The sequence below is a fragment of the Streptomyces sp. NBC_00210 genome (assembly GCF_045160975.1).
Lineage (GTDB): Bacteria > Actinomycetota > Actinomycetes > Streptomycetales > Streptomycetaceae > Streptomyces.
In genome coordinates this window covers 6,097,307-6,111,523 of sequence record NZ_CP108120.1, presented here as the reverse complement: position 1 = coordinate 6,111,523, position 14,217 = coordinate 6,097,307, and the positions used below count along the sequence as shown (strand labels likewise).

Genomic DNA, 14,217 nt, shown 5'->3' with positions numbered 1-14,217 from the left:
GGCATTGTCTGACACTGTTTCAGAACTGATATCAGTTCTAGTTCGAGTAGTCCACGGCAGGAACGAAAGAGCCTGTGACCAGTGGTTTCCCGTTGAACTGGCTCTCCACGAGCGATTTGGGCGGGCCCCGGCTACCGTGGGACATATGACAACTCATGTGACAAACGTGATGTTCTACACCGTGAGGTCCGGTGACACCCTCACCGGCATCGCCGCCAAGTTCGGCACAACCGTCGAGCAGCTGGTCAAGTGGAACGGCATCCCCAACCCCGACGTGATCAAGACGGGGCAACGGCTGACCGTCTCGCAGTCTGACTCACCTCAAGCGCTCCGCTACACGGTCAGGAAGGGCGACACACTGACGGCCATCGCCGCGAAGTTCGGGACGACGGTCGAGCAGCTGGTCAAGTGGAACAAGATCGCCAACCCGGACCGGATCAACATCGGGCAACAACTCATCGTGGCGAAATCGCAGCCTGCGTCGGTCTGAGACCCCGTCAGAGATCTGCCGCGCCCAGCCGGTTGAGACTCACCCGTCCCACGGCGACGCCGACCGGCAGGCACTGGGAAGCCCCGTCCCCGCCGGCCGGGGCCGAGAAGGGATGAGGAGCCACGCTCGTTGGAGTGACTCACACCGTTGAAGATCCAGGGACGTTCTTCCCACTTACCAAAGAAACGGCCGAAAACCTTCCGGCCGGCCTGACGGTCCACCAGGTACTGCCCGCGGCGGACGGGTCGCCGGCCCACTGCCGGTGGGAGGCACCGTCGGTCGACGATGTGCGCAATCTCATCGATCCTGCGACCGTCGGCATCTCCGTCAACGAGTACTTCGAGGTCAACCCTGACGAAGCCATAGGACTCCCGTGACCCATCACTGAGAGCCAGACCGCAGAAGCTGCGCAGCCCGGCTTGGGCAGCCGTGTGGCCGGGCAGTCACCCGAGCGGGTGACTGCCCGGCCACACGAGATTCAGCCCTGCCACTACCGGCCGGCCCGTATGAGGCATGCGTCGATCAGGTGCGGGCGGCGGGTTCACCGCAGCTCAGCCAACTCCCCACGGAAGACAGTCGACTTGGGCGACCATTGGAACCAGTTCTAGTTATAGTGGGCAATGGCCGTGCCGCCGAAGAGATGATGAGGGGCCTCATGACGCAGGTGATCGACCACCGCGGGGGCGTCTGGTCCATCGAGGTGCCCATCCCGGACAACCCCCTCGGTCACACCCTCGTCCACCTGCTCGACACCGACCGCGGCCCCGTCCTCATCGACACCGGCTGGGACGACCCCTCCTCCTGGGACACCCTCACCGCCGGTCTCGACTCCCTCGGCGTTCGCGTCGCCGAGATCCACGGCGTGGTCATCACCCACCACCACCCCGACCACCACGGCCTCTCCGGGCAGGTCCGGGACGCCTCCGGTGCGTGGATCGCGATGCACGCCGCCGACAGCGCGGTGGTACGCCGTACCCGCGAGGCCGAACCCGGCCGCTGGCTCGACTACTTGACGGACAAGCTGACGCGCGCGGGCGCGCCCGACGAGCACACCGCGCCGTTGCGCGAGGCCCGCGCCTCGGGGCGGATGCGCACGCTGCCGGGGCTGCGCGCCGCCCTGCCCGATCGCGAGATCGTGCCGGGCGAGCTGCTCGACCTGGCCGGGCGGCGGCTGCGCGCGATCTGGACGCCCGGGCACACCCCCGGTCATGTGTGCCTTCATCTGGAGGAGGCCCACCCGGCGAAGCGGCCGGGCAACGGCCGGCTCTTCTCCGGCGACCATCTGCTGCCCGAGATCACCCCGCACATCGGCCTGTACGAGGACCCCGACGACGCGACCGTCACCGACCCCCTCGGCGACTACCTCGACTCACTGGAGCGCGTCGGCCGCCTCGCCCCGGCCGAGGTACTGCCCGCCCACCAGTACGCCTTCCCCGACGCGGCCTCCCGGGTACGGGAGTTGCTCGCCCACCACGAAGAGCGCCTCTCCGGACTGCTCGCCCTGCTGGCGGAGCCGCTCACCACCTGGCAGGTCGCCGAGCGGATGGAGTGGAACCGGCCCTGGGAGCAGATTCCGTACGGATCACGGAACATCGCGGTCTCGGAGGCGGAGGCACATCTGCGCAGGCTGGTGAAGCTGGGGCGGGCGGAGATGCTGGCGGGCACCCCCACCACATACGTGGCCCTCTGACTCGCTCCCACCTTGGCTCAGGCAGGCGCCCTGACGGGCATAAGTAACCCGCCGGTAGAGTGAGCGCGTCGTCATCATGCCCGTACGGGGGGAAGCCGGTGCAAATCCGGCACTGACCCGCAACCGTGAGCCGCCGTCTCAGGCGGTGAGTCGGAATGCCTCGTACGCGGTCGTGAACGGCTCGTGCCACCGGAACCGCCGGTGGCCGGCACCGTCGAGGTATACGGGCCGGAGCCATGGTGCCTTTGCGTGCCTGTGCCCGGCTCCCGCAGGAGAGGCCAAGCCCGCCATGAGCATCGTCCGCCGCAGCGCCGCAGCGCTCGCCGCATCAGCCGTACTCGGCATGGCCATCACCTCGGCCGCGGCCGCCGCACCGTCGCCCACGCCTTCTGCCGCAGCGCCCTCGGGCCTGTACGGCACGGGCGACCCGGCCTACGACGGCGTCTGGCGGCAGTCGCTGGCGCTGCTCGCGCAGGACACGGCCGGCCTGAAGCCCGCGGTGAAGGCGGTGGACTGGCTGACCGGGCAGCAGTGCGACAGCGGGGCGTTCCCCTCGTACCGGGCGGATGCGACCAAGCCGTGCGACGCCAAGCTGCCGCTCGACTCGAACGCCACCGCGGTCGCGGTGCAGGCACTGGCCGCACTCGGCGGGCAGGGCGCCGCCGTGAAGAAGTCGGTCGGATGGCTGGAGTCCGTGCAGAACGCGGACGGCGGCTGGGGCTACAACCCGGGCGGGGCGAGCGACGCGAACTCCACGTCGATCGTGATCGGCGCGCTCGCGGCGGCGGGCGAGAAGCCGGACGAGGTGAAGTCGAAGGGTGGCAAGACGCCGTACGACGCGCTGCTGACGTTCGCGAAGCCGTGCGGCGGGAAGGACGGCGGGGCGTTCGTCTATCAGCCGAAGCAGCCGGGGATCGTGGCCGACTCCACGGCGGCGGCGGTGCTCGGCGCGCACGGCAAGGGGCTGGTCGTGACCGCCGGTGCGAAGGACGCGAAGGGGACGGTCTGCGAGAAGTCGACGACGGTCGAGGGCGCGGCGCACAACGGCGCCGTGTACCTCGCGACCGCGCTCGCCAAGACGGGACACCTCGACACCCCGCCGATGGCGGGCGCGGCCGACCCGACGCCGAAGCCGGACTTCGGGAACACGGCGGACGCAGTCGTCGCGCTGACCGCGCAGGGCCTGGGCGACCAGGCCAGAAAGCCGCTGGAGTGGCTGGAGAAGAACTCCGCGGCATGGGCGAAGGAGTCGGGCCCGGCGGCGTACGCGCAGCTGATCCTCGCGGCGCACGCGGCCGGGGCGGACCCGAAGAGCTTCGGGGGTACGGACCTGGTGGCGGGCCTGAACGCGACGGGTCCGGCGCCGGAGAAGCCCGCGGCCGACACGTCGGAGTCCGAGAAGAAGGACTCTTCGGACTCGGACTCCGGCGTCGGGGTCTGGTGGATCGTCGGCGCGTTCTTCGTCGCGAGTGTGGGTGCGGGCTTTCTGTTCAGCGGCCGCCGGAAGAACCAGCAGCAGCCGTGATGCGTACGCGAATCCTCGCCCTGGTTCTCGCGCTCGGCGCCGCGCCGGCGCTGCTGGGCGCGGGACCGGCGCAGGCCGCGGGGTACCGCTACTGGTCGTTCTGGCTGAGCAGCGGCGGCACGTGGACCTACGCCACCGAGGGCCCGGCGACCGCGAGGCCCACGGACGGCTCGGTGAACGGCTTCCGCTTCTCGGTGAGCGAGGACAGCGCGGACTCGGCGCAGCCGCGCAGGACCCCGGACTTCAAGGCGATCTGCGGCGGGACGCCCCCCAAGGCGGACACGAAGCGCATCGCGCTGCTCATCGACTCCGGCACCCGGGCGGACGCGCCGTCGGGCGACGCGCCACCGGCCCTGCGGGTGGCGTGCGCGCGGGTCCGGAAGGACGCGACGAGCGCGGAGGCACTGGCGTCGGTGGCGAAGCCGCTGAGGTACAACAGCCAGGCACTGCTGTGCGCGATCGCGGGCTACCCGAAGTCGGGCTGCGGCGACCAGGTCTCGGCGCCCGAGCAGAAGCAGTCGGCCCCGGCCGCCTCGGACGCCGAGGAGGGCGGCCCGTCGCTGGGCATCGTGGCGGGCATCGCGGTGATTCTCGCGCTTGGGGGCGCGGCGGTGTGGAAGTCCCGCCGCCGTAAGTACCCGGGTACGTCGTGACCGTGGGCAAAGGGGCGTTGCTGGTCGCTGCCCCAAGGCTGGCTTCGGGGGCGAACCCCGACGAGGCCGGGCACATCGCGTCCCGGTGGGGAGGGGCCGTGCAGGGTCGTCCCCGCAGGGGATCGGCGGCAGGACCCGGTGATCAAAGCAACCGCCCGTACGCCGCCGACCCTGAGGAGTCGAGCCCGACGGGGCCGGTACCGCGGTCGTGGTCGACCTGGGCCAGTGGGCGTTGGTGGTTGCTCTCCGGTGGGTGGCTTCGCGGGCGAACCGCCGCAAACCGCAACACCGGGTGCACAGCGCAGGCCCGCACCCCGTGCCGGGACGGTGGCGGCCCGCCCCGCCACTCCCGCTGGGCGCGGCTGCGGACGCCCGAGGCCAGTCGCAGCAACGCCCTTCACCCCGGCGCCTGGTGGCTCTGGGCGCTCGGTCTCGCCGTAGCCGCTTCCCGGACCACCAACCCCCTCCTCCTCGGCCTCGTCGTCGGCGTCGCCGGATACGTCGTCGCCGCCCGCCGCACCGACGCCCCCTGGGCCCGGTCCTATGGAGCCTTCGTCAAGCTCGGCCTCGTCGTCATCGGGATCCGTGTGCTCTTCTCCGTCGTCCTCGGGTCGCCCATCCCCGGTACGCACACCCTCCTCACCCTCCCCGAAGTCCCCCTCCCCCACTGGGCAAAGGGCATCCGCATCGGCGGCCGGGTCTTTGCCGAACAGCTCGTCTTCGCGCTGTACGACGGCGCCAAGCTCGCCACGCTCCTCATCTGCGTCGGCGCCGCCAACGCCCTTGCCAACCCCGCACGCCTCCTCAAGTCGCTCCCCGGTGCCCTGTACGAAGTCGGCGTCGCCGTCGTCGTCGCCATGACCTTCGCGCCGAACATGGTCGCCGACGTGGTGCGCCTGCGCACCGCCCGCCGCCTGCGCGGCCGCCCCACCGGCGGCATCAGGGCCATCGTGCAGATCGGACTGCCCGTCCTGGAGGGCGCGCTGGAGCGGTCGGTCGCCGTCGCCGCGTCGATGGACGCCCGCGGATACGGGCGGACCGCACAGGTGCCGCCCGCCGTCCGGCACACCACGACCGTCCTCACCCTCGGCGGGCTCCTCGGCGTATGCGCAGGGTCGTACGGACTGCTGGCCGCCGCGGGCGCATCGTACGGACTGCCCCTCCTCGTCACCGGACTGCTCGCCGCGCTCGCGGGGCTCCGGCTCGGCGGGCGACGGTCTGTCCGCACCCGCTACCGCCCCGACCGCTGGGGCCCCAGGGCCTGGCTGGTCGCGGGCTCCGGCGCGGCCGTCGCCGCGCTGCTGATCCTGGCGGGCTCGTACGATCCGGACGCGCTGCACCCCGGCGTCGTACCGCTGACCGCGCCCACGCTGCCGCTGTGGCCCGCCGCGAGCATCCTGATCGGCCTGCTCCCCGCCTTCGTCGCACCCCTCCCGAAGGAGTCCTCGTGATCCGCTTCGAGAACGTCTCGGTGACGTACGGCGACGCCGCCGCGCCGACCCTGCAGAATGTGGATCTCACCGTCCCCGAGGGTGAGTTGGTGCTGCTCGTAGGCCCCTCCGGCGTCGGCAAGTCGACCCTGCTCGGCGCCGTCTGCGGCCTCGTACCGCACTTCACGGGTGGCACCCTCCGGGGCCGGGTCACCGTCGACGGCCGCGACACCCGCACCCACAAGCCCCGCGAACTCGCCGATCTCGTCGGCACGGTGGGCCAGGACCCGCTCGCCCACTTCGTCACCGACACGGTCGAGGACGAGCTGGCGTACGGCATGGAGTCGCTCGGCCTCGCCCCCAAGGTGATGCGCCGCCGGGTCGAGGAGACGCTGGACCTGCTGGGCCTGGCGGAGCTGCGCGACCGGCCCATCGCCACGCTCTCCGGCGGACAGCAGCAGCGCGTCGCGATCGGCTCGGTGCTCACGCCGCACCCGAAGGTCCTGGTCCTGGACGAACCGACGTCGGCGCTGGACCCGGCGGCGGCCGAGGAGGTCCTGGCGGTGCTGCAACGGCTGGTCCACGACCTGGGTACGACGGTCCTGATGGCCGAGCACCGCCTGGAGCGGGTGGTGCAGTACGCGGACCAGGTCATCCTGCTGCCGTCCCCGGGTGCGGCGCCGCGGATGGGCGCGCCCGCCGAGATCATGGCGGTCTCGCCGGTGCACCCGCCGGTGGTGGCGCTGGGCCGACTGGCGGGGTGGGACCCGCTGCCGCTGTCGGTGCGGGACGCGCGGCGCGGGGCGGGTGCGCTGCGGGCCCGCCTGGAGGGTTGTTCCCCCGCCCCGCCCCGGGGGCCGGGCGGGGAGAAGACCCCCTCCAGCCGCACCGGCGCACCCGCCACCGCCACCCGCCTCACCGTCCGCCGCGCCCGCATCGAAGCCCTCCGCCGTGTCGACCTCACCGTCTCCCCGGGCCGGATCATCGCCCTCATGGGCCGCAACGGCGCCGGAAAGTCCACCCTCCTCGCCACCCTCGTCGGCACCGTCGAGCCCACCTCCGGCACCGTCGAAGTCGGCGGTCGCACGCCCCACCGCACCCACCCCCGCGAGCTCGTCCGCCAGGTCGGCCTCGTCCCGCAGGAACCGCGTGATCTGCTGTACGCGGACACGGTGGCGGCCGAGTGCACGGCCGCCGACGCCGACGCCGGAACCACCCCCGGCACCTGCCGTGCTCTGGTCAGCGAGCTGCTCCCCGGCGTCGCGGACGCAACGCACCCCCGCGACCTCTCCGAGGGGCAGCGGCTCGCGCTCGCGCTGGCCATCGTGCTGACCGGCCGGCCCCCGCTGCTCCTGCTCGACGAGCCGACCCGTGGCCTGGACTACGCGGCCAAGGCCCGGCTCGTCGCCGTGCTCAAGAACCTGGCCGCCGAGGGCCACGCCATCGTCCTGGCCACCCACGATGTGGAGCTGGCCGCCGAGCTCGCCCACCGCGTGGTGATCCTGGCAGGTGGCGAGGTCGTCGCGGACGGCCCGACCGCCGAGGTCGTGGTCTCGTCCCCCGCCTTCGCGCCGCAGGTCACCAAGATCCTGGCCCCTCAGGAGTGGCTGACCGTCTCCCAGGTCAGGGAAGCCCTGTGAACCCTGCGAACCTTGTGAGGAGGGTCACACGCCCCGTTGCGAAGCAGGCCGCCCGCGCCCCCGTGAAAGCACGCCCCGTCCGCCTAGGTCCCCGCTCCATCACCGCCCTCGCCCTGATCAGCGCGATCGGGCTCATCGCCTTCGGCTGGCCACTGCTCGCCGACGCCGACTCCGGGCTCGCCCACTCCGCCGACGCCCCCTGGCTCTTCGCCGCGCTGCTGCCCCTCCTGGTGGCCGTGGTCGTGGCGACGATCGCCGACACAGGGATGGATGCCAAAGCGGTGGCGATGCTGGGGGTGCTCGCCGCGGTCGGCGCCGCGTTGCGGCCGCTGGGCGCGGGCACCGCCGGCCTGGAGCCGATGTTCTTCCTGATGGTGCTGAGCGGCCGGGTCCTCGGCCCGGGCTTCGGCTTCGTACTCGGCTCGGTCACGATGTTCGCGTCCGCGCTGCTCACGGGCGGTGTGGGCCCCTGGATGCCGTTCCAGATGCTGTCGATGGGCTGGTTCACGATGGGCGCTGGGCTCCTGCCCGGCCCCGACCGCCTGCGCGGCCGCGCCGAGGTGCTGATGCTCGCCGTGTACGGAGCCGTCGCGGCCTTCGCGTACGGCACGGTCATGAATCTGCAGGGCTGGACCTATATCGGCGGGCTGACCTCCGGGATCTCCTTCCACCCCGGCGACCGGCTCCCCGAGAACCTGGTCCGCTTCCTCGCCTACTGCGCAACGACGTCCTTCGGCTGGGACCTGGGCCGCGCCGCCCTGACCGTCGTACTGACCCTGACCATCGGCTCCACCGTCCTCAAGGCGCTGCGCCGTGCCACACGTCGCGCCAACTTCGAGGCGCAGGTCACATTCGAGGCCCCCGAGGGGGTCCCTCAGAGGTGAGCCGCCCCACACGCCAAAGTCCGGTACGAAGCGGAGTAGGAGACCTCAGCGGGCCGCTGAGCCCCCTCAGGACCCCTCCGATCCCCGCCGTGACCTGCGCGGACGCCGCCCGTCAAGCCTTCTGGATGATTTGCCCGATATGCGAGCTCGGCTAGTAATAAGGGTCGTTGCGAGGGGCTGAGTGGCTCGCTAAACATGGTCCGGTCGCAAGGAGCGGCGTGCTCATCCCGAGCCGCAACGCGCCCTCCGGGCGGCCGGATTTCCCTCGTACGTACGGGAATCCGGCATGCCCGCGACCGCCCTGTTCCCGACGTAAGGACCGCCTGTGTCTCGCTCCCTCATCAGCCGCATCGCCAACCTCCCGAAGACCGCTGTGGTCGGCTCCGCCCTCGTGGTGAGCTCCGCCGCCATGGTCCTCGGCGCCAACCCGGCGACGGCCGCCACGACCGCCGCGCCGTCCGGCTCCGCGCAGGCGATCGCCAAGCAGATGATCAAGGACGACGCGCAGTTCCAGTGCTTCAGCAACATCGTGTCCCACGAGAGCGGCTGGGACGTGTCCGCGTCCAACCCGTCCTCCGGCGCCTACGGCCTGGTTCAGGCACTGCCGGGCGGCAAGATGGCCTCCGCCGGCTCCGACTGGAAGACCAACCCCGCCACCCAGATCAAGTGGGGCCTGGACTACATGAACTCCCGCTACGGCAGCCCGTGCGGCGCCTGGTCCACCTGGCAGTCCCAGGGCTGGTACTGAGCCCGGCCCAGCCCGGCTCGCCCCGGCTCAGCCCAGCTCAGCCCGCCCCGGTCCAGCCCGGCTCAGCCCGGCTCAGCCCGGCTCAGCCCAGCGAGTTGAACCAGCCCACAGTCTTGGGCGCTGCGTTCTTGAAGGCCCCGAAGTGGTCGACCTTTCCCTGGTCGAACACCGGGGCTTTCGTGCCGTGTGCGGCCAGATCGCGGGCGCAGCTGCGCGTGTTGGCGATGGGCACATCGGTGTCGCCGGCCGCGGTGTAGAGCCGCACCGGCGCCTTCGGCCGCCAGGCGCAGTTGCCGTCCTGCGCGCGCAGGGCCGCGAGCAGCCCGCCCCGCGGATGGCGTACCCGCCGCAGGAACTCGGGCGTGAGCAGCTGCTTCAGCGTCCCCGGCAGCGCCTTGACGATGTCCTCCTCCTCGTGGCGGCCGTCGAAAAGCCCCTCGATCCGGGCTGCGTACGGCGCGCGGAACGCGTCGGCAGGCGTCCGGTAGACCGGATGCAGCCGGTTCTGCGCCGTAAGGAAGTACGCCATGTAGAAGACGCCGCTGGTCTTGTTGACGGTGCCGTCGAACAGCCCGGGCACCTCCGCGTGCCTGAGGTCGTACGGCCCCGAGACCGGCGCGAGCGCCCGTAGCCGGAAGTGCCGGTCGGCGCCGTTCTGCAGGGCCCGCCCGAGGGCCATGGCCACCTGCCCGCCCTGCGAGAACCCGGTGGCGTACACATCGCCGGTGAGCGGCCGCGCCAGCAGCCGGCTCGCGGTGCGGGCGGCCCGCAGCATGTCGACGCTCGCGGTCACGGCGGACGCGGTGTCCATGTACGGATGCCGCCCGGGCCCCTTGCCGAGCCCGAGGTAGTCGGGCGCGGAGACGGCCCGTCCGGCGGAGGCGTGCAGATAGGGAGCGAGCCGCCCGAGGCCGTTGCCGACGGAGGGGGCATCGTCGCGGTGGGCCATGGTCCCGTGCGTGTCGGAGACGACGTCGAGCCGTCGCGCCCCGCCGTCGGGCAGGACGAACAGACCGGTGGCGACGGTGGGACGCCCATGGGCGGTGACGGTGCGGTAGGTGAGCCGGTAGGCGCGTACGCCGTGGCGGACGGTACGGGTGTCGAGCCCGGGCCCGGCGATGAAGCGGACGACCTGTGCGCGGTCGAGCGACGCGATGCGCTCGACCCGCAGTAACGTGCCCCGCGCGTGTGTGTGCTTGACGGCTGCGGGGTGCACCGGCTCCGCCACGGCTGCGGGGGCCGCGGGGCTCGCGGCGAGCGCGGTGAGGATGATTGCGGTCGCGCCTGCGAGGTTGCTCAGCTTTGAGGTCATACCTCGAAGGTAGGAAGGCGCGGCTGCGCCGGACATCCGGGCAACACCCGGACCGTGGTACACCCGCCACCACCCCTGGGCCTTCGCCCCAGCCCCCCTCCCGGGACTTCGCCCCGGACCCCGGTCCTCACTCGCCGCACGGCTGGTTTGCAGCCCGTCTAGGGGGTCCCCCCGAACGAAGTCTGGGGGGAGATTGGGGACTGGGGTTCGTAGAGGGACGGCAGTCCCCTACAGCCTCTGAATGATCGTCGCCGTCGCCAGCGCGCCACCCGCGCACATCGTCACCAGCGCGAACTCCTTGTCCCTGCGCTCCAGTTCATGCAGCGCCGTCGTGATCAGCCGCGCCCCCGTCGCCCCTACCGGGTGCCCGATCGCGATCCCGCCCCCGTTGACGTTGACCTTGTCCAGGTTCTGCTCGAAGACCTGCGCCCAGCTCAACACCACCGACGCGAACGCCTCGTTGACCTCCACCAGGTCGATGTCCCGCAGCGACATCCCCGCCTTGCCCAGCACCGCCCGCGTCGCGTCGATCGGGCCGTCCAGGTGGTAGTGCGGGTCCGCCCCGACCAGTGCCTGCGCGACGATCCGGGCCCGCGGCTTCAGCTTCAGCGCACGCGCCATCCGCTTCGAGGCCCACATGATCGCCGCCGCGCCGTCCGAGATCTGCGAGGAGTTGCCCGCGGTGTGCACCGCCGTCGGCATGACCGGCTTCAGCTTGGCCAGCGCCTCCATGCTGGTGTCCCGCAGCCCCTCGTCCCGGTCGACGAGCCGCCACATGCCCTGACCGGCGGCCTGCTCCTCCTCCGTGGTGGGCACCTGCACGGCGAACGTCTCGCGTTTGAAGCGCTCCTCGGACCATGCGACGGCCGCCCGCTCCTGCGACAACAGCCCCAGCGAGTCGACCCGTTCCCGGGTGAGACCGCGGTTGCGCGCGATGCGCTCGGCCGCCTCGAACTGGTTGGGCAGGTCCACGTTCCACTCGTCGGGGAAGGGTTTGCCGGGCCCGTGCTTGGACCCGCTCCCCAGCGGCACGCGCGACATCGCCTCGACCCCGCAGCTGATGCCGATGTCGATGACACCGGCCGAGATCATGTTCGCGACCATATGGCTGGCCTGCTGCGAGGAGCCGCACTGACAGTCCACCGTCGTCGCCGCGGTCTCGTACGGCAGCCCCATCGCCAGCCAGGCGTTGCGCGCGGGGTTCATGGACTGTTCGCCGGCGTGGGTGACCGTGCCCCCCACCACCTGTTCGACGCAGTCGGCGTGCATGCCGGTGCGGCCCAGAAGTTCTCGGTAGGTCTCGCCCAGCAGATAGGCGGGGTGCAGATTTGCGAGCGCGCCCGAGCGCTTGCCGATGGGGGTGCGTACGGCTTCGACGATGACGGGTTCCGCGGCCATGAGCTCGTCCTCTCCTGACATGCGCGGAGGCGTCCCGGCGCCGCCACGCGAGAACTAGTACGCGTTCTAGTTCCCCAAGCAGTCTTATGAGTGCTACCCCCGGTACGCAAGGGTCTTGCACGCCCCTACTGCACCCATGCCCCGCAACAAATCCGGCCGCGACCCTTGCCACTTGTAGAACTCGTTACTACCTTTCGGCCAATTCTGATGGGTCGTCAGGCACGTTCGGACGAAGCGTGTCACCGACACCACCGCCAGACCTGGAGTTGCCGATGCCCTGCCCCCATCTGCCCGAAGGCTTCGACTTCACCGACCCCGATCTGCTCCAAGCCCGCGTTCCGCACCCCGAGTTCGCCGAGATGCGGAAGACCGCCCCGGTCTGGTGGTGCACACAGCCGGCCGGGATCTCCGGCTTCCAGGACGAGGGCTACTGGGTCGTCACCCGGCACGCCGACGTCAAGCATGTCTCCACACACCCCGAACTGTTCTCCTCCAACACCAACACCGCCGTCATCCGCTTCAACGAGTCGATCAGCCGCGACCAGATCGAGGTCCAGAAGCTGATCATGCTGAACATGGACCCGCCGGAGCACACGCGCGTACGCCAGATCGTCCAGCGCGGCTTCACTCCCCGGGCGATCCGCTCCCTGGAACAGGCCCTGCGCAACCGCGCCCACGCCATCGTCGAGACGGCGCTCGCGGGCGCGAAGGCCGACGGCAGCTTCGACTTCGTCACCAATATCGCCGTCGAGCTGCCGCTCCAGGCCATCGCCGAACTCATCGGCGTAGCCCAGGAGGACCGCGCCAAGATCTTCGACTGGTCCAACAAGATGGCGGCGTACGACGACCCCGAGTACGCCATCACCGAGGAGATCGGCGCCGAGGCGGCGATGGAGATCGTCTCGTACTCGATGAACCTTGCCGCCGCCCGCAAGGAGTGTCCGGCCAAGGACATCGTCAGCCAACTGGTCGCCGCGGAGGACGAAGGCAACCTCTCCAACGACGAGTTCGGCTTCTTTGTGATCCTGCTCGCGGTGGCGGGCAACGAGACCACGCGCAACGCCATCAGCCACGGCATGCACGCCTTCCTCACCCACCCCGAGCAGTGGGAACTCTTCAAGCGCGACCGCCCGGCGACGGCCGCGGAGGAGATCGTGCGCTGGGCGACGCCCGTCGTCTCCTTCCAGCGCACGGCGACCCAGGACGTGGAGCTGGGCGGTCAGCAGATCAAGAAGGGCGACCGGGTCGGGCTCTTCTACTCCTCCGCCAACAACGACCCCGAAGTCTTCGACGCACCCGAGCAGTTCGACATCACCCGCGACCCGAACCCCCACCTCGGCTTCGGCGGCGGAGGCCCGCACTTCTGCCTCGGCAAGTCGCTGGCCGTGATGGAGATCAACCTGATCTTCAACGCGGTAGCGGACGCGCTGCCCGGCCTGCGCCTGGTCGGCGACCCGCGGCGGCTGCGCTCGGCATGGCTGAACGGCATCAAGGAGCTGCAGGTCAGCCACGGCTGACCTGCATTGCCGTGGGAGGCAGGGGCCAACTCACCCCCACGCCCCGCCCCTGCCTCCCTCTGGCGCACCTCAGCAGGTAGATTCCTTCGCCAGGGGGTGCGTCAATGAGTGAACCCAGCACGCAGGGGCGGAAGTTCAACTGGCTACGGCGGGGCCGGACCGCCCGTCTCATCAGCGCGACGATCATCGGAGGCGTCACGGGACTGGCCCTCTTCAGCGTGACGCAGGTGACCGGGCGCTACCTCTTCATCATCACCGGCAGTGTTGCCGGCGTGGTCGCCGTGATCGTGATGGAGGCGTACGGACGAGGCGCCCGCCTGAGCGAGGTCAAGGTCACCGTCCCGCAGCTGAGCGAGTTCACCTTCGTGGTCAACAACGATGCCCGGCAGGTGGCGTGGCAGCTGTTCGTCGAGACGGTGACGCGCGTGTCCACACAGCCGCTGGCGAGCGACGACGGCAACATCCGCGAGGCGATGAACTCCCTGTACGGGCTGTTCGCGACCACCCGCGACACATTGAAGGGCAGCCGCCCCTCGACGGCCATCGGGGGCGGCCAGACCGTCGAATACCTGGCCGTCACGATGCTCAACCGCGAGCTGCGGCCCTTCCTGTCCGCCTGGCACCCCCGGCTCGGCACATACGAGCGGGAGCACCCGGACGCCCCGGAAGCGGACTGGCCGGACAACGAGACGTGCCGCGAGGAACTGAGCGTGGTGCAGGGCCACCTGCACGCGTACGCGCTGGGGTTCGCCCGCCTGGCGGGCGTGCGGGACGCGGATGCGCTGATCGGGACGCGGGGCCCGTCGTAGGGGCCGGTCTCCTGCGGCGAAGGCCGCGAAGGCGGCGCGGGAGAGACGGAGGGCGGGACGGCGCACTCGCCCGAGTGGCGAAAACGGGCCCGCGGGCGGATCCTGGCAGGAACGCGACGAT

General features: G+C 71.0%; 13 protein-coding genes and 1 riboswitch. Of the genes, 11 read left to right on the top strand and 2 right to left on the bottom strand.

Annotated features, from left to right (window positions below; all coding sequences use genetic code 11):
* The first annotated feature begins 145 nt into the window (after positions 1 to 145).
* The 9 genes from OG729_RS27670 to OG729_RS27630 all read left to right on the top strand — a co-directional run bounded on the left by OG729_RS27670 (position 146) and on the right by OG729_RS27630 (position 9,060).
* Positions 146 to 490 (top strand): LysM peptidoglycan-binding domain-containing protein, encoded by a 345-nt coding sequence (locus OG729_RS27670; protein WP_360874731.1) that lies wholly within the window; start codon positions 146 to 148, stop codon positions 488 to 490.
* A gap of 134 nt (positions 491 to 624) precedes the next feature.
* The gene (locus OG729_RS27665; RefSeq protein ID WP_405808537.1) at positions 625 to 867 is read left to right on the top strand and encodes a hypothetical protein; all 243 of its coding nucleotides are present in this window, start codon (positions 625 to 627) and stop codon (positions 865 to 867) included.
* A gap of 278 nt (positions 868 to 1,145) precedes the next feature.
* Positions 1,146 to 2,180: an MBL fold metallo-hydrolase gene (locus tag OG729_RS27660; protein WP_405808535.1), complete on the top strand. Its 1,035-nt coding sequence runs from the start codon at positions 1,146 to 1,148 to the stop codon at positions 2,178 to 2,180.
* An 89-nt stretch (positions 2,181 to 2,269) separates the two neighbouring features.
* Positions 2,270 to 2,340: riboswitch (cobalamin riboswitch) on the top strand.
* 129 nt (positions 2,341 to 2,469) lie between these two features.
* On the top strand, positions 2,470 to 3,705 hold the full coding sequence (locus OG729_RS27655; RefSeq protein WP_405808534.1) for a prenyltransferase/squalene oxidase repeat-containing protein: 1,236 nt from the start codon (positions 2,470 to 2,472) through the stop codon (positions 3,703 to 3,705).
* Positions 3,705 to 4,358: an SCO2322 family protein gene (locus OG729_RS27650; protein ID WP_405808532.1), complete on the top strand. Its 654-nt coding sequence runs from the start codon at positions 3,705 to 3,707 to the stop codon at positions 4,356 to 4,358. The genes OG729_RS27655 and OG729_RS27650 overlap by 1 nt, the downstream gene beginning before the upstream one ends.
* Positions 4,359 to 4,720: 362 nt before the next feature.
* A complete protein-coding gene (locus OG729_RS27645) occupies positions 4,721 to 5,809 on the top strand; it encodes an energy-coupling factor transporter transmembrane protein EcfT (RefSeq protein ID WP_360874866.1) in 1,089 nt (362 codons plus the stop codon).
* The gene (locus OG729_RS27640; protein ID WP_405808531.1) at positions 5,806 to 7,428 is read left to right on the top strand and encodes an ABC transporter ATP-binding protein; all 1,623 of its coding nucleotides are present in this window, start codon (positions 5,806 to 5,808) and stop codon (positions 7,426 to 7,428) included. Before OG729_RS27645 ends, OG729_RS27640 begins: the two co-directional genes overlap by 4 nt.
* 62 nt (positions 7,429 to 7,490) lie before the next feature.
* Positions 7,491 to 8,312, top strand: coding sequence for an ECF transporter S component (locus OG729_RS27635; protein ID WP_405808529.1), 822 nt, complete (start codon positions 7,491 to 7,493; stop codon positions 8,310 to 8,312).
* Positions 8,313 to 8,637: 325 nt separating this feature from the next.
* Positions 8,638 to 9,060, top strand: coding sequence for a transglycosylase SLT domain-containing protein (locus OG729_RS27630; RefSeq protein WP_360874713.1), 423 nt, complete (start codon positions 8,638 to 8,640; stop codon positions 9,058 to 9,060).
* An 82-nt stretch (positions 9,061 to 9,142) separates the two neighbouring features.
* Here the strand turns inward: OG729_RS27630 and OG729_RS27625 are convergent, their stop codons facing one another.
* Positions 9,143 to 10,372, bottom strand: coding sequence for an alpha/beta hydrolase family protein (locus tag OG729_RS27625; protein ID WP_405808528.1), 1,230 nt, complete (start codon positions 10,370 to 10,372; stop codon positions 9,143 to 9,145).
* Positions 10,373 to 10,600: 228 nt separating this feature from the next.
* The gene (locus OG729_RS27620) at positions 10,601 to 11,770 is read right to left on the bottom strand and encodes a steroid 3-ketoacyl-CoA thiolase (protein ID WP_405808526.1); all 1,170 of its coding nucleotides are present in this window, start codon (positions 11,768 to 11,770) and stop codon (positions 10,601 to 10,603) included.
* 272 nt (positions 11,771 to 12,042) lie between these two features.
* On the opposite strand from OG729_RS27620, the gene OG729_RS27615 reads away from it, so the two are divergent.
* Entirely contained in the window at positions 12,043 to 13,287 is a 1,245-nt protein-coding gene (locus OG729_RS27615) for a cytochrome P450 (protein ID WP_405808525.1), read from the top strand.
* A 104-nt stretch (positions 13,288 to 13,391) separates the two neighbouring features.
* Entirely contained in the window at positions 13,392 to 14,096 is a 705-nt protein-coding gene (locus tag OG729_RS27610) for a hypothetical protein (protein WP_360874702.1), read from the top strand.
* Positions 14,097 to 14,217: the final 121 nt, after the last annotated feature.